This is a genomic window from Arenibacter echinorum (assembly GCF_003259375.1).
Lineage (GTDB): Bacteria > Bacteroidota > Bacteroidia > Flavobacteriales > Flavobacteriaceae > Arenibacter > Arenibacter echinorum.
Genome location: NZ_QLLN01000007.1, coordinates 1 through 24224, shown reverse-complemented (window position 1 = coordinate 24224; position 24224 = coordinate 1). Strand labels below are relative to the sequence as shown.

Sequence of the window (24224 nt, the reverse complement as noted above, 5' to 3'; positions counted from 1 at the left end):
CTAATAGTCAAGCCCAAAATAATCCATAACGGCGTAGTAATCGTTTATGTCGACACCTGCTGATTTCAATGATTGGCGAATACTTTCTTTTCCACTTTTACCTGTAGTTGTATTTGTAGATTCGGCAATAACGATTTTAAGTTTGCCCAATTCTACACTAGTTACATTCATGAATGTCTGTGTACCAACCTCGTAAAAATGAATCCAATATTTTCCTATTGCAATATCAACGGCAATGTCATAGAATCCACCAGTGCCATTCGGCCATACACTTGCGGGTACTGGGTAATAGGTGCTGCTTCCCGCACCATTTTGTAGGTAACCAATAATAAGATCATTGTCGATTACTTCTTGAGTGAGTTCCGGTAAATCCACGGGAATTGAATTACCAGAATCGGACGAAAGGTCAAAAACGTAGGTATTGACGTTGGCGTTTCCGTTAGTCCCGTCAACACCGTTAGTTCCATCGGTTCCATCGACACCGTCAATACCGGCGGGGCCCATAGCCCCATCTTCACCATCTTTAGCGCAAGAGGTTGTCAAAAGGCTAAAAACCAAGATAGCTAATCCAAATAATTTCATTGTTTTTTTCATAATTAGAATTTTTAAAAAATGATTATTGTTTTTTTATTAATGTTAGAAGATTAACAAGGTTAACATCAGAGCAAAAAAAAACCGAGTGAGATGCTCGGTTTTTTAATATGTTGTCCAATAATGGTTATTAATAATCCAATCCGAAATGGTCCATTACCTCTTCATAAGACATTTTCTTGTAGTCGATTGTAGCCTTTTTACCGGATGCAGCGTTGGAGGGAACGATTACATATCTAAATCGAACTCCCCTATTGTAAGGCGGGCCACTTTGATCCCATAGGTATTCACTTGGAATTAGATCAGAATCTGAACGTTGGATGTTAATGTATATAGTGCGCGCGGCACGATTAGTTTTTGAGTCCACTGATTTTAATATAGAGCCGTCAGGAGCGAATATATGATTGGGGAGGAGATAAACATCCGTGTCATTATCATAGTACACAAGAATAACCCCGTCCTCCAATAAACTTGAACTCAGATTTGTTGCAAGAGGTAAGGCCTTATATCTTGGATTGTTAACGCTATAAGAACTCTCAGTTGGCTCAAACCAATCAGAAGCAGTTACATTGGCGTTGCCATCTTCTCCATCTTGCCCATCCTGTCCATCGACCCCGTCAATGCCATTGGTTCCGTTTGCGCCCGCTGGTCCTATTGGCCCTATTTCACCATCTTTTGAACAAGATGTAAAAGTAAGGGTCATTATTGCAATAACTAAGCCCAAATATTTCATTGTAATTTTCATAATTTCTTGTTTTTAATATTATTTGCCTTTTAATGGTTTGGATATTTTATAGGTTAACATTGGTGCATAAAAAAAACCGAAGTAGGTACCTCGGTTTAAAATGCTATTTACCAGGGGTGTCCTAATTTCTCTATTCGCAGCTAACGCCTTCGTCTTTGTGAATTAAAGTGCCATGATCAGTTTCCAGGTCACAAACGACTTGAGGGATTGAGGTAAAACTATTAGTGCGCAAATCCAACTCATCCAAGTTTATGAGTTCTCCCACGGAAGTGGGAAGGGTGCTAAGATTGTTGTTTGATATATTTAATTCTATCAATGTAGTAAGTTGTCCTATTTTATTGGTTAGCGATGAGAAATTGTTACTGCCTATAGAGAAATACTCAATACTTCCTAAATCCCAAATTGATTCGGGAAGATTGGTCAATTCATTGTCAGTAGCATAGAAATATTGCAGGTTTGTTAGCTGACCTATTTCTTGTGGTAGGGTTTCAATTTTGTTGGAACTGAAATTTAAATAGGTCAATTGGACCAAGTTCCCAGTTTCAGCCGGAATGGACTGCAAATTATTATCGGAGATATTAAGTTGTCCTAAATTTATTAGGGCACCAATTTCGCTTGGTATGGAGGTTAAATTATTATTGTTTAAATCTAAATTCCGAAGCGCTGTAAGTGTCCAAAATGCTGCTGGTAATGCCTCAAGCATATTATTGTCCACATAAAAACTTGATAAGTTGGTTAATGATCCTATCTCTTCAGGAATAAGATCAATATTGTTATTGGAGAGTTTTAGAAAGCTCAAGTTCTTAAGTTCACCTAAGGCTGCGGGTATTACCTTAATGCCCTTTCCAGAAAGGTCTATCCAATGTATTTCTCCAGTTTCCCAGGTATTTACGCCCTCCAAAGTACTTAAATCCGGGGTGTTTAAGTCCCATCCCAAGGTGTTTTCGGGGTTTGTACTTAAGATATCCTCCAATACCTTTTTTTGTTTGGTAGCAAGGTTGGTTAAATGAACCTCGTAGATATTGGAAGAGCCGTCCTCTGCGGTTATAGTGTAGTTCACTTTTTCCGTGAAATTTTGGACTCCATTGGGATCTATTGTGGCTCCAGGGGATAGTCCAATACTTGGGGTCATAGAGGACAGGTCTACATTATTGGGTATAGTTGCGGTAATCAATTTTAAATCGTCGTCTATTGAACAACTTATAGATGCCGTTAATGCGGGGTTATCTGCTCTTTCAAAATTAAAATAAGTTATTTTTTTTTCACTGCTTTTATCAATTAGGACCGTTACTTCATAAGCTGCCGTAGTTTTATCCTCAGCGGTAACTGTGTAAATTACAGTGTTGACAAAATCTTGGCTTGCCTTCGGGTCTATGGATGCCTTTAATGATACTTGAATACTTGGGACAAGACCATTTAAGTCAGTGCCATTTGGAGCCATTGCGGTTATGGTTCTTGTGTCCTGATCAATAGTGCCGATAATATCCTGGGTCAAAGAAGGATTTTCAGTTTTTAATATTCTGAAGGCTGTTATTTGTTTGGCATCACTTAAATAAATGATGCTGTCATCATCTTTCTGGCAGCCCATTGTTATTGTAAGTAGTATTAAAATTCCCAAGATTGAATTATAGATTTTCATGATAAAATATTTTAATGATTTGTATACTTTAATGGAGAATCATTTCCTAGGTTAACATTGGAGCATAAAAAAACCGAAGATTTTTACTTCGGCTTTTTTTAAAGACGCTATCTTATTGCTCTTCTGTCATGCCTTTGTCCATGGCCTCTTTAAGTTTTTTATTGAACAAAACTTTAAACTCTTCCTTTTTCTTGGGGTCTGTACTCAAGTCATACAATTTGTACTGTTCCCTTAAATACTGTTTATCTGCTTCGGGACCTTCCATTTTTTCAATCAATTCCATATAATTGGTAATACCCTCAAACGGATTTTTTTCTCCCGTTTCAAGATTTCCAAAAACAGAACCTAAGATCTTGGCTTGTTCATCCAAAAGATTCATCTGTTTGGCAGTATCCATCTTGGAAACATTCTGAGCTTCCTTTCTATCGGTGTTTTCCTGTTTTGCCTGTCCTTGACAAGCTATGCACATTGATATTAGGCCCAATGTCATTATAGTTTTGATAGTTTTCATAATTGTGTTTTTAGTATTTATAATCTTAATGGCCCCACTCCTTAAAGGTTAACATTTCGGCAAAAAATAGTGATCTGGTTTAGAACCGGACTTTTAAGTTATATCAATGCCCCGAAGATTCGTCCTAAATAGTGCGGGACTGGAATTATCAGATTCTCAGTAGAGCCACCCCTGTCGTCTTCAGGATTAAGGGATGAATAGATTAAAAACGTGATCGACTTTAAAAATGACGATTGTCAAGGTCTCCTTTTCATGACGAGCATTTTTCCGGTTGTTTCGTTGTTCAGGATAAGAAGGTTGTTGGATATCATAATGATGGATAACCTTGCCTCTCTGGAGTCTATCATAATGCTGAGATCTTGGTTACCTGTCCAGGAATACCCATAAGAGGTTTCATCGGGCAGCTCACAAATTTTGGTTAACGAAATGCCCGTGTCTAAATTTGTTGTCTGTTCATGGATCAAGCCCAGTGCTCCCATATTTGTAACTTCTTCGGACTTGAAATCCAAGTAGTACTGTTCGAGACAGTGGCTTGCTATATCGCTTTGAGCCAGTTCTACAAACCATTTGCCCAATACTAGTTCTTGTGAACTCTCTGCCAGAAGGGAGGCTTCAATTTCGGGTTCGTCTTCTTTGTTGCAACTTAAAAAGGTTGTTGCAAGAAGGAGTAGTAGTCCTAATGTCCAAATATTTTTAAATTTGATTCTAATGGTGGATATTGTTTTCATGATATATTTGTTTAATGTTGTTTTATGTTCTTATTATATAATGGCTTAAAACCGGCCGGTATTAATCTTCGCTTATACTTCTGATTTCCCCTGTTATTGGTGCCCCACCGGAAGCGTCTGGTTGTAGTCCTCCAAAAAGCCATAATTCCTCATTATAGGATAGCGCCGTATGATGAATAAGACCTTCTGTAGTGGGTAAGGGACCATCATATTCTGTCCAATCCTCCATGTTTTCGGAGAACCAAAAATCGATATGAGTCTCATCATAAGGGCCTGTGACACCCCCAACTATCCATACCTTGTTGTTGTGTACTGTTGCCGTATGTGCATACCTGGGGCTAAAGATGTCGGTATTGGGAGTAACCAAATTCCATTCTATGCCATCTGTACTTTTCCATATTTCATTAAATGAACTATCAACGTGCTTACCGCCAATTACATAAATGGCATTTTCAAATACCACGGCTTCAAAATCCTCCCTATTGGAAAAAGCATGGTCAGTTTCAAGATTCCAATTAATGCCATCACTGGAGGACAATACAATGACATGGTCATCAAAGCCATCCCTGATAACGTATAGTTTGTTGTTGAAGACAACAGTGCTGTGGAAGGCCGGGGCGGCTAATGTGGGGCTGATGGTGGTTACCATGGTCCAGTTAACACCGTCGGTAGAGAAATATATTTCTCCTAAATGGGTGTGCGAATCATCTACACCTCCAATGAGCCACATTTTGTTGTCATATACGGTCAGCGTATGGCCTTCACGTTCACTAAACTTATCGTTGGTCACTGAAATCCAGTTTTTCCCGTTTTCACTGCTCCAGACATCACTGGATAAATTAGGGGTTGAATAGGCGTTAATACCTCCAACAGACCATACCTTGCCATCGAATTCGACCATGGCATTCTTTGCAAAATCGCCCATTTGGTCTTGTTGGGTCTGAACGGTAAAAGTAAGTGAGAGAGATTCGGCCGGAAGTTCACCATCTTTGGGAATGGACTCAACTTCTTTAGGTTCGGTAGGGATGTCGCCAACGGAATCCTTATCACAGGATATTGCGGAGATCAATACAAAAGTCAGGTATAAAATTTTGATTGTTTTCATGATTTTAGTTTTAAATATTTAACCCTTCATAGGTTTGGAAATGAAAGGTTAACGTTATGATGAATTTTTTTTTTGGTGTTTTGTTATCAACACTTAGTTCTTGTTGTAAAGTAGCGGCATTCTTTGTAGTGCTAATACTACAAATGGAAGTTGTACGCGCTATTTAAGGGTTTTCATAGGCATCTTTTTTTAAAAAATGTTAAATTAGCATAGCGAGGTGTTAACCTTATTTATCCCCATCCATAAAGTGAAAGAAGCAAAAACCGAAATTACGCTCGAAGACCTAAGAAAAGGCTCTGATAAGGCGTTGAAACAGGTTTACGAAGAGAACCGTGACAAATTCTTAAATTTTGCACGGAGGTACCATTTATCTGATGAGGAAAATATAGATGTTTATCAAGATGCCTATATCATATTCTATGATAATGTGATGAACGGTAAAGTGGAAAGCTTTACCAGTAGTATTGCCACCTACCTTTTTGGTATTGGCAAATACTTGATTTTTGATCGTATGAAAAAGAATAAGAAAAAGGTGAGTTCCAAATTCGACCTAGCAATTGTAGGTAGGGAAGATGAATTGGTAAGTGGTTTTGAAATGGAAGAACCAGAGTTGACAACCGAGCAGACATTATTACAAAAACATTTTGGCACCCTTGGCAAACAATGCCAGGAGTTGTTGACCCTTTTTTACTATCGCGGTTACACTATACAGGAAATCATGGAGGCTGAAAATTACAATAGTGAAAATGTCGTAAAAGCGGCAAAATCCCGTTGTATGAAAACCTTGAGGGAACGGATCCAAGCTAACAACGTCCAATAATTATGGATAAGGAACTTTTATTATATAACTATTTTGCGAACCAGCTCACGGACGATGAGCAACTTCTCTTTGATGAATTATTGAAAAATGATTTGGATTTCAAAGCGCAATTCGAGTTTGAAAAAGATCTAAAACGTGTCATCAAAGAGTATGTAAATGAAGACCTCAAAGAAAAACTGGTAGGTTATGAGAGGGAGATTAGTGGGAAGGATAAAAGTAAACCTTCAAAATGGCGTTTTAAGAATTGGTCCATTGCGGCTTCCATAGCCTTATTGATCGGTTTGGGTTGGATTGGCATCAAATCATTTTCAGGACCTGATTACAATGAATTATATCAAGACAATTTTGAAGGTTACCCCAATACAGTTTACACTATAAGTAGGGCTGATGGCGATTCAACAAGGGAAAGGGATGCGTTTGCAGCCTATGAGGCTGGTGAATACGAAAAGGCGGTAGCTGCCTTCCAAGAACTTAGAAGTATGGGGGGCATATCCCATGGCGACTTTTACCAGGCACTGTCCTATTTACAATTGGGAAAAAATACCCAGGCCATTGATTTGTTAAAGAACGTGATGTTGAACGATGAAGTATTTAGAGCTGAGGCCAATTGGTATTTGGCACTTGCCTATCTAAAGGATTCTGATAAGGTAAACGCGGTTGCAGCGCTTAAAAGGCATGTGCAAGACTTCGATTACAATAAGGAAAAGGCCGAAGCTTTGCTCAGGGAATTGGACTAAGCCTAATTTTTCCAGTTCGCAAGAAGAAAAATATACCCACAAGCACAACGATAACACCAATTAATATCCAAATCCAATTATTGGAAAATGACAGCGGTACGGTATTACCAGATATTACAAAACCGGACCAATAGTAAGGATGTGAAAACCCGTTTTCACGGTTGATGTTCAAAAATCCCATCTGCGCTTTTTGCAAGGCCACATCCTTGGTGTCTCCCACGGAAAGATTATTATAAAAACCGAGCATTAAAGCAGTTGTACTGGCATCATTGATCTTCCATAAGGTACTGGCGATACTCGCGGCACCGCTGTAGAAGAATCCCCTTGCCAAACTCATAAAGCCTTCGCCCCTTTTAAGATCTCCCAAACCACTTTCGCAAGCACTTAAGGTTACCAGATCAGCATCTATTTTCAGGTTGTATAAATCGGCTACATAGAGAAGGTTTTCCGTTGTGTTATCGTGCTGTGAAAATGCTAAATAGGAATATTCTGGAGCGGTGTCGTCGAAAATGGCGTGCGTGGCCAAATGAACCACCCTGAAAGAGGATAGTTGGGATTTAAAGTTAGGGAGAGACGCTTCTTTGTCTATAAAGGCACGGCCTTTAAAGGTGGTTAATATCTGCTCCACTTCTTTTTTATTGTTTGGTAAAGGCAGCAATTTTCCTCTGTCTGCATTGCTTACACTTACGGTGCCATCAAAACTTGGGGCAAAGGCCAAAACGGTATGTTCTTTTGGTTGCCGTTGCCGCAGTTCCGAAAGTAGGGTGGCCGAATTTACATAACTGATGGCATGCTTTTCGGCCAAATAGCTTAGTCCTTCGGGATCGGTGTTCAAAGCTGCGAAGGGGATATAGTTCAATAGGCCATCGGTAATAATGATAAGTTTCGTTTTATTTTCAGATTTTAAGATGGGTTCAAGCAAACGCACATATATTTTATGGGTTGCCTTGCTCAAAACTGACACATCCGATTTTGGATCCGCAAGCATTCTGTATACCTTTTTGATGCCCGCCTCGAGGTTTGCATCAATAGGTATTTTTATCAAATTCTTAGTATTGCTGCCCAAGGAAATAACATAAATAGCCTTGTTGCCATAGAAATAGGAAATTAAAAGTTCGTTTTTGGCCAAGGCCTGTTGAGTCTCTTCGATTGCAATAGTGGCTGTATTGTATTTTAGATCGTAATAGCTTTTATAATCGGTCTCCAATTTCCTTACTAGTTGGCGGTATTCTTCCTTTAGATTGAAAAGGGCATCTTGATGTTCAGTTTTTTCTCCTATGGAATTTTTGATTTGTTTCTCCAAATGGGTGATTTCAGATTTTAACTCGCTCTCCCGCTCCAAAACATCAGCGGGTATATCGGCAAATTCTGTGGCTTTGGCTCCCAATAGGGCCTCTAGCAATAGGACAGATTTACTTTTCTCGGAATACTTGAAAGCAAGGTCGATATAGGGTTCGTCACTGGATGAGGTGTAAAGTTGGTAAGTAGCTTCTATACCTGCTTCAAATAAGGGAAAGGCATCCTCAATAAGAAACAATTGGTCAGCCTGACTTCTAAAAGTGGGTTTTAGGGAGTCCAAGGTTTTTATGCCTAGTTTAACGGTTTCTATGGTAGTCCTATAATTATCCCTAGAGTTTAGGGTGTTCAGTGCCAGGGATTTATTTTTGAGAAGTTTTAATGCGATGGTTCCATCTTGGCTAAAATCCACAATTTGATTCAAGCCCAAATTATAATTGGAAACCGCACTCCTATATTGTCCGTATGAGACCTGTAAATCTCCTATTTCATTATAAATCTGGGCCATGCTCTCATTTTTGGCATTCTTCCATTTATTTTTTTCCAATTGAAGTGCTAAATTCAGTTCCTTGACCGCCAAATCAAAATGGTTCATTTTCTGTTCCAATTTGGCTTGTACCCTATGATGAAATGATGCAAAATGATGGGTGTCGTTTAAATATGTTTTGGCCAGTTTTAGATAATGTTGGGCGCTATCGGTCTTGGAAAGGGAAAGATAATTTTCCGCGAGATTATGGGCTGTTGCAATAATACCGTTAATGCCGGATTGGTCATTAAGGTAGAATCCCAATGCCCTTTTGAAATATGTAGTGGAAGTTACGTATTGGCCTTTTTTGCCGTACAGTTCTGCCAGTAGGCTATAATTGGTGTTCAAGGAAGCTAGGTCATCGGGTTTTTTTTGAAGGATATACCTAATGTTCTTGTCGTAATATTGCTGGGCAAGTTCATATTTGCCCTCTTCAGTGTACATCTTGGCAATAAAGCTATAGGAAACTGACAATAGGTCTATTAGGTCTTCATCCATTTCCGAATCTGGTAAGGCCTCCAATGATTCAATAATTTGCCCAAATGTTTGTCGGGAAGACCTATAATTATTAAGTTGAAAATAGTAATTGCCCTTATCGTACAATAAGGAATTTATGAAGAGACGTTTTTCCTTTAGGGAATCCAGATATGTCTTGTGTGTTAAAAAAAGGGAATCCAAGATGTTCAGATTATCACTCAGTTTGTCAAGGTCATAAAAAGCACCTGCATTTCTATTGGAACTAATCAGGGCTTCAATAACCGTGACCCAATCGTTGTTTTTAACTGCCAAATCCTCAATTTCCTTGAAATAATGGTAAGCGGAATCCTTGTTTATGTAGAGGTGTTCGTAAGCATTGTTAAATAAGTTGTCCAGTTGTTCATCATAGGACTCTTTTTGGGCAAAGGCCACAAGAGAAAAAAGTGCTAAGAAAAAGGCAGCATACCGGTTCATACAAAAGAAGCTAATCTAAAAAGTCCATTCTACTGTCAATTTCGGAAGAGTGCAGAGCGTTAGACCAATGAGGTCTACCAATTCAATTCCGTTCTATATGACAAAAGAATTAAAAATACACTTTTTAGATTAGCCTTTGTACAAGTTGTGTACTTTTAATGGAATTACAGCTATTTTAAATTATAGCTTCTATCGTTTCCATTTACACCGAAAACCTTCACCGATATGGTGATCGGGTCTTTATAGGAATCAACCCTTAGTTTGCTAAATTGAATTAAACCTCCGGTGCCGGACAGGGGCCTTAAGTCATCAATAACGCCCCCGCCAATGGTTTTTCCATTTTCGTTTAAGATCAGGATTTCCAATTTCTCAACGGTATTGTCGGTTAACACATATTCGAAGGCCGTAAAATCGCAGCTTTGAGGTGATGGGCATGGTGGTCTTGGCCTAGGAATTGTGCGCCCCACTTGCTCCAGGTCAAAGATTATAGTTATTTCAGAAACAAAGTTCTCCTTGGCCTCTTCCGCTGCCTTAAGATCGTTCAGTGTTGTCTGATCGGCCTGATTATTGGCAATGATGTCGTTAAGGGCCGCAATAGTCACGTCTAGTTTGGCTATTTCCTGATCCAGGTAAATGCGGTAAAGATCTCCCTCGTATAAATAATTATCCTGGGTAAACTCTATTTTATCGCCTCCATGGCCTACATAGTCTTTTATGCAGGAGGCTATCAGGAGCGCTGCAAATGCAATGATGATGATCGGTTTTTTTTTCATAATTCAAGTTTTAGATATTTATAATATATTCATTTTTATGTAGTTGGTATGATTATAAGTGTATTAGCCAGGTTCCCCAAAAATTCAATGTCTTCCTTGCTTATGTTTAATACTGTTCCAATATTTGCCATGCGAATTTTTGTATGCCTTGTTTTCGTCGGAATCATTAAGAAGGTAATGGTTATCATGGAACGAAGGTTTTTGGTCTTTAGAAAAATCCAATTCTTCATCGACCTGCGCGATCATGGCAGTAATCCTTCAAAAAGATGTTCCTATCATTTTTCAAAACTGGTAAGCACGCTCTTGCTCATAAGGTCACCTTTTTTATTGTAGGTTTCCTGTTGTACCATGCCATAACCTTCGGCGAGCCATAACTTATTGCTATTCGTCATCTTTACACCCATTTTAGCCTCGGTATCGAAGGTAATTACATAGCAATCGAAAGTTCCGGCCGGAGTGGTTACGGATTCGTTGCCAATTACTTTTCTGTTGAAAAAATTCATATTCATTCTCATGTTGAGTGGTGGCATCTTCACCGTCATTAATACATCGGCATCGGGTAGCGACTGTCCTGTACTGATATTATTAGGGTATAAAAGATCAGTACCGGTCATTTCCACCTCCATATCCTTATATTGTCCCATGAGCTCTGGTGACATCATGGAGCTGAAATCCACTTTAATCCCGTCATTCGTGCAAGTGACTCCATATTCCGAACTCAAAATCATTTTGCCTTTATCGTCGTGCATTTCGTAGAATAAGGTAGCGGTATTGCCACTAAACTCCTTTACTACATAATCCATTACTCCAGACACTTTATCCTTCTTGTCATAATTCGTAATTTGGAATTTGGTGCCTTCCTCCATAGGAAAGTATTTGCTACAATCCTGAGATAAAGTTGTTGAGGTTACAAGGAAAAAGCTATAAACTAAGGTAAGTGTTCTCATGATTTTTATTATTGGATGGGTTAATTAAAAATATTATATTTTTTTGAAGACAACGCGCCTATTCTGCGCTTTGCCCTCTGTAGAATTGTTGTCCCCTAAAGGTTCGCTTTCCCCTTTGCCCTGAGTTTGCAAACGGTTGTCGGCAATACCATATACGTTTACCAGGGCTTCCTTTACCGCCGCAGCGCGTTTTTGGGACAAGCTTAAATTAGCATCTTCCGAGCCATCGGCGTCGGTATGTCCAATTATCATAAGGTTCATTCCGTTTTCTTCCTGCAAAACCTGCGAAATTTGTCGAATGATCCCCATGGATTGTGGTTGGATATTGGCCGATCCGGAATCGAACAGAATGCCATTGGTGGAGACTTCCCCCTCGGAAATCAATTTCCTTCTGAGGTCTACCCCTCCCTCTGCAACTTTCAGATTGGAGATAAAAATACGCTCCTTTCCATCTTTAAAATTGTTCATATGGAATTTTAAATTGTTCAATACGGCTCCTTGGGGAACCATCCTGGGGATATCAATATGCTTTTCTTCATTGACCCATAAGCGAAACCGCTGTTTATTCACGGCAATGGAAATATGTGGTCTGTCCACAATTTCATCTCTAAGATCAGCCTTTACGACACTGTAAATTTCCCTTTTATTATTAATGTGATTGGCCATGGTAATGCCTATTGGGGAATATAAGCAAAAAGGAATATGGGCATGTACAAAATTGGCACCGTCCTTAAATTTGTCATCATCGCTCAATGCTACTCTAAGAAATGCTGTTGAAGAAGTTTTGTTATCCAACCCAAGGGCCATTACATCAAACTCAATGGTGTATTCCTCAGGTAGGTTTGGTGTATCTGGAATAAAATAGATGTTGTATCCCGAAATTAACTCCAACCACTTTTCGCCCGAATCATTTATGGAAACAACCTCTCCACCTCCATTGGTATTCCATTTGGATGGGAAGTCACCAATAAAATCCTTCGAGAAGTCATCAAAGAACAAAGGTTTGTCGCCGGGTACGTAATCAAACTTACTATATACTTGAATTGTTTTGGCGGTACCTGGGCCAACGGTAGTGGCACTGCCCGAATTTCCGCCTTCATTTCCTGCATTGTCTTGGCCTGAAGGATTATTGCTTCCTCCTTCATTAGTAGGGTTGGGGACAGGTGAAGTCGATGGACCATTACTGCCGGGCTCCAAAATGCTGTCCAAGGCTGCATCGGTTTTTTTGGTAACTTCCTTATCTACCCTATTTTCTACGGTGCGCTCTACGGCCCTTTCTGCCCGCTTTCCCAATTTTTTCAATATTTGGCCTTGAAGGTCTCCGGAAAAAAAGAAAAGCAATAGAATAGCTGGAATTGTTTTGGGGAATGCTTTTAAGGGATTCATAATCTTTATTTTTAATGTTCTCGTAAGGTTATTGTCACAATCAACTTTGGATCAATAGGTTAACTAAATTTAGCAAAATTTCAGGCTTGCGCCTAATTAGGTGTGTATGTTGCATGTTTTTATGTATTAATGGTGCGTTAAAACCAATGGTTAACATTTGCATTAAAAAAGTTTGTAATAAAAGAACTGTGGCAGGGTATTGAGAAGTCCTGAAGTGTAGGATTAATGAGAGGTTTAACTATTATTTTTCCTATAGAAATAATAGAAAAAACTTACTTGACTATGGATTAGTTTTGATATCTACCTCCTTTGTCTTTACTAATTTATTTTATAAACAATGATCGAGTTGTCCTGATCCTTTGCTACAAGCTCTAGTTTATGGTCGTTGTCCATATCAATTAAATCAATACTTGAATTCCCGGGAACTGGAAAGTTGGAAATGGCTTCTGCCTGACTGTCGAAAAGATAAATTTTCTGGTTCTGTATATCCGTAACGCTGATGTATATCTTGTCGTTCAAATAGAAAATCTTCGGTTTTGAATATACCCCAAGATCCAATTCCACTTTTTTGCTCCTTATGGTCAGCACGTTATCGTTCATAATGGCCAGGGTATTGCTTGTGGCATCCAAGCCATGGTCTGGGAGTAGATTTAGATTTGCGGTGGTTGTTTTGCCTTTTTCATCTATTTGGAATAGATGGCCTTTGGTGTCGGTAACCGTAAACTTGTTTTTATGCAGAAGTATTTCATTATCGGAAAAACTAATTTTGTTGGACACATTCACCCGTGTATCGCCGGTTCTGGACAATATTTTTAGTTCGCCACCTTCCTGTTTCATGACCAAATAATCCTTTTTGCCTACCCTAAAATGCTTGGGTGTGCCCAGAATGGGATTTGCTGCCTTGGTGTACTTAAAGCCTTTTACAATCTGGCCCGAGCTATTGTACATAAATATTTTTGTTCCCTGGGTGACCAAAAAACGGTAATCCTTTTTGCGGTCGTAATCAAATACGGCCAAAGGGTTTAAATTGCCTCCTTCGTAGGTAAAGGTAAAGGGGGGCACATCCTTACCATTTCTATCCACTATCATAAATTGGTTATCTGTAGTGAATGCCAGTTGCAATCTACCATTTTTGTACAGGTCTACCTGCTCTACACGTCCCTGGATTCTACCACTTAGTTGTTTTTTCCATATTACCTTGCCGTCTGTAGAGATTAGATAGAGGTTGTTGTCCTGGTCCTGAACTATAATTTCGTCCTTATTGGTCCTATGGTTCTTTACAAATTGTGGTGGTGTCACTATTTCTGTATCCAGCTGTAGAGTGAAATAGGGAATGGTTTTGTTGAGCGTGGTTTCGTGGGCAATTTTTTGGAAAAGTATATTGGTGTGATGAAAATTATCATCCGCAACCATTTGCGCGGCAAAGGAATACTCGGATAGTTCTTTGATTTTAACGTTTTTGGAAATGTCCTTGTCTATGTACTGGTCCAAAAAATATTCAACCCCATCGGCATTGGAAACAAAAAGCATGGAGGATTCGTCTGCCAATTGTTCTTTTGCCGTTTTGTAAACCGATGTCTTTTCAAAAGTGGATACATTTTTGAAATTTCCAATAAAGGTCTTTAAGGTCTCCGGACTTGAAGAGAACACAAACGCGTTTTCTATGATAGTATAATAATTGGCCTCAAAATCCTGTATCAGTGGATTGAAATAATGATTAAGGAAATCGGACTTGGAGAGGCCAACAATTTCATTGCCTTGGTATTCTTCAGAAGTTTTTTCCAATTTATCAAGATAGTTAAGGATATTCTCGGAACCATAGGTATGGAGAATAACCGCTTTCTCCTTGTTCATGTATACAAATCCAATTTCTTCCACAGCTTTAAAGGTGGTATCTATAACAATGGATCTATCTAAATATCTTTTTTGGTTTAGGGCAAAGCTTTCGTAATTGTCAAAAGTAAAGGCCATAATGGCATCGGAGGCCATTGGGGCCAGAGCGGGCGTCTTTGGAGTTAGGGCATGGCTATTTTTAAAAAGATTACTATAATTGATAATAGAATCATTGGCCATGCTAATGCCATTTAGTTTTAGGTGGTCCTTGTTGGTGTTAAAATCCAGGGATACCCAGTCCGTAAATTTGGAAATATCAACTTTATGTCCGTCGGACAAAATGTGGTTGAGCAATGGATTACTTTTATTAGTGTTTATAAAAATATTGGCACTACTCTGATTATTGGCGATTTGATACAATTTATTCAAGGATTCGTCTGCTGCTAGGTCCCTTTCATTGCGAAGTATATTTTCGATCAGCATTTGCGCGGAGCTTATAATAATTTTGTCATCCAAAACCGTGGAAAAGAAATTGGCCCCGTCCACACTGTAACTGTCAAAGCTTTTCCCCTCATAGGTTATGTTTTCAACCACTATATTGCTGCCTTCCCCAATTTGAAAAAGATCATCGCTGTTTTGGGCAATTAATAACAGTTCAAAATTTGCCTTTCCCAATTCCACGAAGGCTAAAATACTCTCTCCATTGGGCTGGATATATTTTAAGGGTTTTAATTTTTCCAGTACGGAGGCATAGGTGGTTGTAGCGGATAAGGTTTTGAGGAGGTCGCTGTTCTCCAGTTCACTGGAAAAAGAGGGTTTGTCGTTTATTTTTATGACAATGGCACTGTTCTGGGGAACGTAGTAGAGTATTGGTGAGGTCTTAGAGCTTTGTTCTGTGCATCCGATCAATAGTAAAAACAGTACCGCTAGTAATTTGAATTTCATAAATAAAGCTTTGAACAAATTTAGGATTTTTAAACGTCCAGTTTGAATTGATCTGGTAATTGTCTAAAAGTTTTTCGATGATACTTGGTAATACCATACTTCCGTATGGCATCTCTGTGTTCCATGGTGGGATAGCCTTTGTTTTTTATCCAATTGTACATGGGATATTCCAAATGAATTTTTTCCATATAAGCGTCCCTAAAGGTTTTGGCCAAGATGGAAGCGGCGGCAATGCTTAGGTATTTGCCGTCTCCTTTTACAATGCAGGCATGGGGGATGTTTTGGTAGGGGTTGAACCGGTTGCCGTCCACAATGATAAATTCGGGGTTTGTATTTAATTGATCCAAGGCTTTGTGCATTGCCAGGAAAGACGCGTTCAATATGTTGATTTTGTCAATTTCATCCGGAAAAATCTGGGCAATTCCAAAGCTTGTAGCACTTGTTTCAATTATTGGCCTAAGTAAATCTCTTTTTGTAGAGGACAGAATTTTTGAGTCGTTAAGGGTATCGTTCGTAAAATCTTTCGGTAAAATAACGGCCGCGGCGGTTACAGGTCCTGCCAAACACCCACGACCGGCTTCATCAGTTCCTGCTTCCAAATCAAATTTGTAAAAGGCTTTTAACATTTATGTATTGTTCTAATGTGGTATGGAATTGAAAATACTTCATCAATTTAGATAGATGTACGGAAGACAAGCCTGCCTATTGCCAATACTTTTCTCCAACTAATGTCAAATATAAAAATTTATAAAAGGCATAATGCCCGTTGGAAACAAATTCTCAAGTATGTAATGGTTTTGTCATCGAGTGGGTCCGTGTTCCTGAAGTTAAGGAAGTAGTCGGCAATTGGCCATTAAAAACGATTGTCAAGGATTTGCCTAAAGAAAAAAGGTCCTTTGGATGAATTATTGCCTTGTTCAAATCTGTTAAAATTTATTCATTATATGTGGTAGGAATATTCTTAGGTTAAGAATCTTTAGGAATTTGGCACAATTCTTTAAATTAACTATTGATTAACGACTAAAATATTAACAATTTAGTAATAATAGGGGGTAAGTTTAACAATTAGTGATGCTTCTGTTAAATTTTTTAGGTTTTTTAAGGAATTTTTCACAAGTTTGCGGCTGACTAATTCTTAAAAAAAAGTAAATGAAATCAAAACTAACTTGGATTTTAGCTCCGATCATGGGGTTATTAATGAGTTTTTCCTACGCACAGGAAAAAACAATCTCCGGTACGGTGACCGATCAATTGGGTCTGGCCTTGCCTGGAGTAAACATTTTGGTCGAAGGGACCACTAATGGAACACAAACTGATTTTGATGGTAATTATACCATTCAAGGTAGTGAAGGGCAAACTCTATTGTTCAGTTATATTGGACAAATGAGTGTTACAAAGGTAATTGGCGCATCGTCCACAATCGATGTTGTTATGCAGGAGGATGCCCAAGCACTGGAGGAAGTAGTAGTAACGGCTTTGGGTATTTCAAGGGATAAAAAATCCTTGGGATATGCTACACAAGAGGTTCAAGGAGAGGACTTGAATACTGTGAAAAGCGGAAACTTTGTAAATGCCCTTTCGGGAAAGGCTTCTGGTATTCAGATTAGAAAGAACAACAACCTTGGAGGTTCCACCAACGTGGTTATTAGAGGTAATGCCTCTTTGACCGGGAGCAACCAGGCTTTGTTCGTTATTGATGGTGTACCGGTAAACAATACGAATACAAATTCCAAGTATCAAGGTGAAGCAAGTGGTAACTATTATGATTATGGAAATACCGCTTCCGATATAAACCCTGATGATATTGAGTCGGTCAACGTTTTAAAAGGAGCGGCTGCTTCTGCCTTATATGGTTCAAGGGCTGCCAACGGGGTTATCATGATAACCACCAAAAAAGGTAAGGATGCCCAAGGAATTGGGGTTACTGTTAATTCGGGAATTACAATAGGTTCTATAGATAAAAGTACTTTTGCCAAGTACCAAAACCAATACGGTGCTGGATACGGTGCTTATTACGGACCTGGCGAAGATGATTTTTATAATATGGAGGATGTTACCGGTGACGGGGTTGCCGATTTAACCGTGCCATTTACAGAGGATGCTTCTTATGGCGGTAGGTTCGATCCAAATCTTATGATCTACCAATGGGATGCCTTGGATCCAGATTCTCCGAACTATAGAACGGCTACCCCATGGGTAAATGCCAAGAACGGGCCAATAACATTTTTTGAAACTCCGGTTACAACAACCAATTCGGTTTCTTTTGCAAGGTCTTATGACGATGATGGTTCTTTTCGAATGAACTATACCCAGTTCGATCAGAGTGGTTTAATGCCGAACAGTACTATTAAAAAGCATAATTTTTCGATGAGTGGTTCTTTTGCATTAACGGATCGCTTAACCGTTACTGGTTATGCCAATTACATCAACACCAAGGCATTGGGTCGTAACTCAACCGGTTATAGTGATAACATCATGAGTAACTTTAAGCAATGGTGGCAAACCAACGTAGATCTAAAAGATCAAAGGGATATCTATTTTGACACCAAAAGAAACGTTACTTGGAACCCTGCAAGCACAGATGCAGGTTCGGCGCCGATTTACTGGGACAACCCCTATTGGACCCGTTACGAGAATTACCAAAACGATTCTAGAAATCGTTTTATAGGAAATGTGTCTTTGGATTATAAATTTACGGACTGGTTGAACTTTACTGCAAGGGCAGCAACCGATACCTATTCTGAGATACAGGAAGAGAGAAGGGCCAATGGTAGTGTTCCAACAAGCTTTGGTATTCCTGATAGTGCTGGAAACAGAGGAAATGTAGATTCTGGTTACGGAAGAAGAAATCTGGAGGTTACGGAAACCAATTATGATTTCATGTTTAATTTTCAAAAGGACCTTTCCGATCAATTTAATTTAAAAGGGATATTGGGTACCAACATTAGAAGGAGCGAATTTCAATCCATTTATTCAGCTACAAGCGGTGGGTTGAGCGTACCAAAACTATATTCTTTGCAGAATAGTTCAGGGCCACTAGCCCTTCCTGTTGAAAATGATGAAAGAGTTGGTATAGACGGTATTTATGCCAGCGCATCTTTGGGTTACAACAGTATACTTTTCTTGGATGCTACTATAAGAAGGGATCACTCTTCTACATTGCCTGAGGACAATAGTACTTTTTACTATCCTTCTATTGCCACTAGTTTTGTTTTCACCAATCTTTTGAATGCTGATTTCATCACCTTTGGTAAATTAAGGGCCAACTATGCGGAAGTAGGTAATAGTGCACCTTTCGATTTCCTTTACGACACCTATAACGTAAACATTCCACCAGGGGCACCAAGTACTTCTGTTGACAATGAGAAAAAGAACCCTAATTTGAAGCCTGAAAAAACAGAAAGCTTCGAGCTTGGTTTGGAAATGAAGTTTTTACGCAATAGGTTAAGTTTTGATCTTGCTTACTACCAAACCAATTCCGTGGATCAAATTTTTGGAGTTCCTGTATCTAGAGCTACAGGTTATGAGAAAAAGATATTAAATGCAGGTGAAATTGAAAACAAAGGTGTGGAGCTTTCCATATCTGGAAATCCGGTCAGAACGGATAACTTCTCTTGGACTGCCATGGTGAACTGGACCAAGAATAAGAACGAGGTGGTATCCTTGGAAGATGGAATCCAGACTTTGCAATTGGGAGATTTCCAAGGTGGGGTAACCCTTAATGCGGAAGTAGGACAGCCCTATGGAGTAATTTATGGTACCGACTACACCTATCTAAATGGTGAAAGGGTAGTTGATCCAGCTGATGGGCAATATGTTAAAACGTCCACATCGGATCAAAATATTGGAGATACCAATCCAGATTGGTTGATGGGGATTTCCAATAAATTCAACTACAAAGAATTTTCATTAAGCTTTTTGATCGATATTCAACAAGGGGGTAGTATATTCTCCTTGGATCAATACTATGGACTTGCTACTGGTTTGTATGCAGAAACAGCGTTTATCAACGATTTGGGTAATCCTGTAAGGAATACCTTGGCCGATGGCGGAGGATTTATCAATGAGGGTGTAAACCCAGATGGGGCAACTAACACTTCCAGAATTAGGGCCGACAGATTTGGTGCCTTTGGATACAGAAGAGGTTTGCCTGACAAAGCATTTGTCTATGATGCCAGCTATGTGAAGTTACGTGAAGTGGCACTTACCTATAATTTGCCTAGCAAATTATTGGCCAATACGTTCTTGACCAATGCTAGTTTAAGCGTTATTGGTTCAAACCTTTGGATTATAGACAAAGACTTACCCCATGCAGATCCAGAAAGTGGTTTGTCTGCTGGTAACCTTCAAGGTTATTCCGTTGGATCATTGCCAACTACAAGGGATTTTGGTGTCAATCTTAAATTACAATTCTAAAAAAAAATAAAAATGAAAAAACTAGCAATATTAATTACTGCCGTGATTTTTGCTTCTTGTTCCAGTGATTTGGAAAGTCTGAACGAGAACATCAAGGATCCATTGGCTGTACCAGGTGAAAGTTTGTTTACCGGGGCGCAGAAAAGCTTGGTGGACCAAGTGGTAGATTTGAATGTAAACAATAACAATACTAAACTATGGGCCCAGTATTTACAGGAAACCACCTATACGGACGAAAGTAACTATGATCAGGTTACCAGAACCATTCCTGCACAACACTGGAGCATAATGTACAAAGATGTTTTAAAGGATTTGGATGAGGCCAAGATAGTTATTGAGGCAACAACCTATTCCACTCCTGAGCTGGAGGCATTAAAGCCTAATAAGCTAATCATTATCGAGATTCTCAATGTATATACTTATGCCAATTTGGTGGAAACTTTTGGGGATGTTCCTTATACCGAAGCTTTGGATGCTGACAACCTTCTTCCTAAGTATGACGATGGCGAAACCATCTACAAGGATTTAGTTGGTAGATTGACCGCTGCTATAAATGCTTTGGATGAGAGTACTGGAAGTTTTGGTAGTGCCGATAGAATATATGAAGGTGATGTAGCGATGTGGAAAAAGTTCGCTGCTTCCCTAAAATTGAGAATGGGGATACTTTTATCCGATGTGGATGAGGCCTTCGCCAAAACTACCGTGGAAAGTGCTGTTGCAACTGGGGTGTTTACAAGCAATGATGATAATGCAGCTTACGAATATTTAGGTTCCGATCCCAATACAAATCCGGTCTATGATAATTTGGTTTTGAGTGGTAGGAATGATTTTGTTGCGGCCGCTACGATCATAGATGCTATGAATACTTTGGACGATCCAAGATTGCCACTGTATTTCATGCCAACTGGTGATGGTATCTACGAGGGAGGTGGTATTGGAGAGCCTTCCAGTTATTCCTCTTATTCCCACGTTTCTGCTCAGTTGGAAGAGGCAACTTTCCCAGGTATTATTTTAGATTATTCCGAGGTGAGCTTTTTATTGGCCGAAGCAAGAGCGCGGTCATTTGAAGTAGGAGGTACTGCCAAGGAACACTATGATGCCGGTATTACAGCCTCTATCCTTGATTGGGGCGGTACTGCTGAAGAGGCTACCGATTATTTGGCGCAACCTAATGTAGATTATGACTTGTCTATTTTGGCAAGTACGGCTACCACGCCTTGGAAAGAGGTGATTGGGACCCAAAAATGGATTGCATTGTATAATAGAGGCTTGGAGGCTTGGACATCCATAAGATTATTGGACTATCCACTTATGGCTACTCCTGCTGATGCGGTTTCCGGTTTTCTAAATAGGTATACCTATCCAATTATAGAACAGTCCTTAAATGGTGCCAATTATAGTTCGGCTGCATCTGCTATTGGTGGAGATGAGGCAGAGACCCAATTGTTCTGGGATTTGAACTAGAAAAGCTTTTAATGATAAGTATAAGAACCTGCAGGTATTCCCTGCAGGTTTTTTTTGTTTCTTGAATTGAGATCGATCTAAGTTTTGGTGTTCGCTAATTCAATATCCAGGAATTAGAAGTTGCTGTTAGGATTAATATTTGAATGGTAGATAAGATGTTGATTTTCTGTTTTTGAAACTTTCACATTTCATTAAGGACAAAAAAATTAACTTTGTCGACGTAAGTTTATAGCATGAGATATTTGTTGGCACTTTTAATAGTGTTTTTTAGTCAGGCCATTAGTGCACAGGAAGATTCAATTCCCCCCTCAAGGAACGAAGGGGAGGCCGGTATGGATCGTAAAGTCAGAAATCTTCCGCCTAAAAAAAATGGGAAAGATAAGGGTCAGGAAGTGACCATTAGGGATTACAAGATTATAAGTTACGATAGGGATACGACTTTTTTGGATACTACTATCTCCATTCAGAAGGAGTATAAATACAATTTTTTAAGGAAGGACGATTTTGAGCTGATGCCTTTTGCCAATGTTGGGCAGCCATATAATAAATTGGGAGTTAATTTTGACGTAAAGGATACCTATCCCAAGTTGGGTGCCAGTGCGAAGCATTATAACTATATGGAAGTAAGGGACATTGATTATTACAATGTGGCGACCCCTATGAGCGACCTAATGTTTAAGACCACTTTTGAGCAAGGACAGCTATTGGATGCGTTATTGGCTTTTAATACCTCACCAAGATTAAATTTTTCAATCGCATTTAAAGGTTTTAGGTCCTTGGGCAAATATCAGTATAGTGAAGCCGAGTCCGGGAATTTTAAGATGACGGCCAATTATGAATCCAAGGATAAGCGCTATAACTTAAGAGCACATGGGGCGGCCCAAAATTCCCTGTTTGAGGAAAATGGTGGATTGTCCAATAAGGAATTACAGTTTGAATCCGGTGATTCCGATTTTAGCGATCGATCCCGGTTGGATGTGCTTTTTTCCGATGCAAGCAACCGGCTATTGGGAAAAAGGTATTTTTTGGATCATCAGTACATTTTATTCGGTAGCAAATTAGATTCAGGTAAGACCAGGACAACTTCTTTGGCGCTTGGGCACGAGTTTAGTTATGAGACCAAATACTATCAATATAAACAAACCGCCCAAAATGATTATTTTGGAGATGCCTATGACTCCGGTATATCGGATAAAGCGAGTTTAAAAACGACCTATAATCACGTCTATACCCAATTCTCCAATAAGACATTGGGTGTATTGACAGGGTTTATTAATCATTACGGGTACAACTATTTTTTTAATTCGGTATTACAGACACCTACCCAGCTTATCCAAAGCCAGCTTAAGGGCAATGAAATTGCTGCCGGGGCCAAATATGTAAAGAAGATTGGTGGTTTTCAGTTGAATGGGTCGGCACAGGCCAATATCTCGGGGGATCTGTCCGGAAACTTATTGGATGCCTTTGCCAGTTATGACATCAACAAGAACAATAAGCTTAAATTTTCCATACACTCATCTTCGCGTATGCCCAATTTTAACTTCCTGTTATATCAAAGTGACTACAGTAATTACAACTGGCAACATACGGGGGATTTTAATAAGATAAACAACAACGGTTTTCAATTTGATCTGGAATCCAAGGTTTTTGGCAATTTAATGGCCAAATACACTTCTTTGGACAATTACACCTACTTTGCTTCAGATCCGTCACAAACTGTGGTTGAAGGAGAGGAACAGGCGTTTATTAAACCCTTTCAGGAGGGAAGTACCATTAATATTATAAAGGTCAAATATGGAAAGGAATTTAAATGGAAGGGGTTTGCGCTCAATAATACGGTAATGTATCAAAATGTTTCCCAGAGCAATAGTGTTTTAAACGTGCCGGAAGTAGTTACAAGAAACACCTTGTATTATTCGAACTTTGGGTTTAAAAAGGCCCTATACTTCCAAACAGGGGTGACCCTCAAATATTTTACATCCTATAATGCTGATGCCTATAATCCGGTATTGGGAGAATTTTATTCCCAGGGGCAGGAGGAATTGGGAGGATTTCCTATGTTGGACTTTTTTATTAATGCCCGAGTGCAGCAAACCAGGATATTCTTAAAGGCCGAACACTTCAACTCTTCTTTTTCTTCTGGCAATAATTTTTATGCTGCTCCCAATTATCCTTACAGGGATTTTGTGATACGTTTTGGATTGGTTTGGAATTTCTTTTCATAGTTCTATGTATGCATTTCTGGAGTTTTTGGCGGCCTTGCCTATGGTGATTCTTTAATGCGTAAAAAAATTATATAAATATTTTAGCTGCAAATCAGCTTGTTACAAGCTAATTAAAAAATCTTTTAAAAATAATTCGAAAAAGGTTTTGCGTAAACAAAAAAAGTATCCTACATTTGCACCCGCTTAGAGAAAGAGCGACAGTAAAAAATAAGTAGAAAAGTTCATTGATATATTGTAAAGACAGCGTGCCCCGGTTCTGGAAACGGGATGGGGGCACAGAAAATGAAATCGAAATAACGGGCCGGGAAAAATGCCTTTATGGGTTGATCGAAGTTATATAAGAATCAACGATGAAGAGTTTGATCCTGGCTCAGGATGAACGCTAGCGGCAGGCCTAACACATGCAAGTCGAGGGGCATCGGGGATAAGCTTGCTTATCCGCCGGCGACCGGCGCACGGGTGCGCAACGCGTATAGAATCTGCCCTGTACTGGGGAATAGCCCAGAGAAATTTGGATTAAGGCCCCATGGTATGTATTTGTGGCATCACATATACATTAAAGGCTACGGTACAGGATGACTATGCG

Annotated in this window: 17 protein-coding genes and 1 rRNA gene; 6 read left to right on the top strand and 12 right to left on the bottom strand. The window is 39.3% G+C overall.

Annotated elements, in window-relative coordinates:
• The 6 genes from LV92_RS17360 to LV92_RS17335 all read right to left on the bottom strand — a co-directional run bounded on the left by LV92_RS17360 (nt 1) and on the right by LV92_RS17335 (nt 5319).
• A complete protein-coding gene (locus LV92_RS17360; protein WP_111624877.1) occupies nt 1–594 on the bottom strand; it encodes a hypothetical protein in 594 nt (197 codons plus the stop codon).
• A gap of 127 nt (nt 595–721) precedes the next feature.
• Nucleotides 722–1336 (bottom strand): collagen-like protein, encoded by a 615-nt coding sequence (locus LV92_RS17355; RefSeq protein WP_111624876.1) that lies wholly within the window; start codon nt 1334–1336, stop codon nt 722–724.
• A 130-nt stretch (nt 1337–1466) separates the two neighbouring features.
• Complete coding sequence (locus LV92_RS17350; RefSeq protein ID WP_111624875.1) at nt 1467–2975, bottom strand: leucine-rich repeat domain-containing protein; 1509 nt, start codon at nt 2973–2975, stop codon at nt 1467–1469.
• 112 nt (nt 2976–3087) lie between these two features.
• Nucleotides 3088–3486 carry a hypothetical protein gene (locus LV92_RS17345; RefSeq protein ID WP_146613556.1) on the bottom strand — a complete coding sequence of 133 codons (399 nt, stop codon included), beginning with the start codon at nt 3484–3486 and terminating at the stop codon, nt 3088–3090.
• A 236-nt stretch (nt 3487–3722) separates the two neighbouring features.
• On the bottom strand, nt 3723–4214 hold the full coding sequence (locus LV92_RS17340) for a hypothetical protein (RefSeq protein ID WP_111624873.1): 492 nt from the start codon (nt 4212–4214) through the stop codon (nt 3723–3725).
• Between the two features lie 61 nt (nt 4215–4275).
• The gene (locus LV92_RS17335; RefSeq protein ID WP_111624872.1) at nt 4276–5319 is read right to left on the bottom strand and encodes a Kelch repeat-containing protein; all 1044 of its coding nucleotides are present in this window, start codon (nt 5317–5319) and stop codon (nt 4276–4278) included.
• Nucleotides 5320–5566: 247 nt separating this feature from the next.
• Here LV92_RS17335 and LV92_RS17330 point away from each other — a divergent pair, with 247 nt between their 5' ends.
• On the top strand, nt 5567–6139 hold the full coding sequence (locus LV92_RS17330; RefSeq protein ID WP_111625075.1) for an RNA polymerase sigma factor: 573 nt from the start codon (nt 5567–5569) through the stop codon (nt 6137–6139).
• Between the two features lie 2 nt (nt 6140–6141).
• Nucleotides 6142–6876, top strand: a complete 735-nt coding sequence (locus LV92_RS17325; RefSeq protein WP_111624871.1) for a tetratricopeptide repeat protein — start codon at nt 6142–6144, stop codon at nt 6874–6876.
• On the opposite strand, the gene LV92_RS17320 is transcribed toward LV92_RS17325, so the two are convergent.
• The 6 genes from LV92_RS17320 to LV92_RS17295 form a co-directional block, all read right to left on the bottom strand.
• The gene (locus tag LV92_RS17320; protein ID WP_111624870.1) at nt 6860–9649 is read right to left on the bottom strand and encodes a CHAT domain-containing protein; all 2790 of its coding nucleotides are present in this window, start codon (nt 9647–9649) and stop codon (nt 6860–6862) included. The genes LV92_RS17325 and LV92_RS17320 overlap by 17 nt on opposite strands.
• Nucleotides 9650–9819: 170 nt before the next feature.
• Nucleotides 9820–10422 carry a hypothetical protein gene (locus LV92_RS17315; RefSeq protein WP_111624869.1) on the bottom strand — a complete coding sequence of 201 codons (603 nt, stop codon included), beginning with the start codon at nt 10420–10422 and terminating at the stop codon, nt 9820–9822.
• A 275-nt stretch (nt 10423–10697) separates the two neighbouring features.
• Entirely contained in the window at nt 10698–11369 is a 672-nt protein-coding gene (locus tag LV92_RS17310; protein WP_146613555.1) for a TapB family protein, read from the bottom strand.
• Nucleotides 11370–11402: 33 nt separating this feature from the next.
• Nucleotides 11403–12755 (bottom strand): OmpA family protein, encoded by a 1353-nt coding sequence (locus LV92_RS17305; RefSeq protein ID WP_111624867.1) that lies wholly within the window; start codon nt 12753–12755, stop codon nt 11403–11405.
• A gap of 318 nt (nt 12756–13073) precedes the next feature.
• The gene (locus tag LV92_RS17300; RefSeq protein ID WP_111624866.1) at nt 13074–15533 is read right to left on the bottom strand and encodes a ribonuclease HII; all 2460 of its coding nucleotides are present in this window, start codon (nt 15531–15533) and stop codon (nt 13074–13076) included.
• Nucleotides 15534–15562: 29 nt separating this feature from the next.
• Entirely contained in the window at nt 15563–16159 is a 597-nt protein-coding gene (locus LV92_RS17295) for a ribonuclease HII (protein ID WP_111624865.1), read from the bottom strand.
• A gap of 523 nt (nt 16160–16682) precedes the next feature.
• Here LV92_RS17295 and LV92_RS17290 point away from each other — a divergent pair.
• The 4 genes from LV92_RS17290 to LV92_RS17275 form a co-directional block, all read left to right on the top strand.
• Nucleotides 16683–19949, top strand: a complete 3267-nt coding sequence (locus tag LV92_RS17290; RefSeq protein ID WP_111624864.1) for a SusC/RagA family TonB-linked outer membrane protein — start codon at nt 16683–16685, stop codon at nt 19947–19949.
• A 12-nt stretch (nt 19950–19961) separates the two neighbouring features.
• A complete protein-coding gene (locus LV92_RS17285) occupies nt 19962–21413 on the top strand; it encodes a SusD/RagB family nutrient-binding outer membrane lipoprotein (RefSeq protein WP_111624863.1) in 1452 nt (483 codons plus the stop codon).
• Between the two features lie 233 nt (nt 21414–21646).
• Complete coding sequence (locus tag LV92_RS17280; RefSeq protein WP_111624862.1) at nt 21647–23638, top strand: putative porin; 1992 nt, start codon at nt 21647–21649, stop codon at nt 23636–23638.
• A 347-nt stretch (nt 23639–23985) separates the two neighbouring features.
• Nucleotides 23986–24224 (top strand): 16S ribosomal RNA (locus LV92_RS17275); the annotation flags it as partial.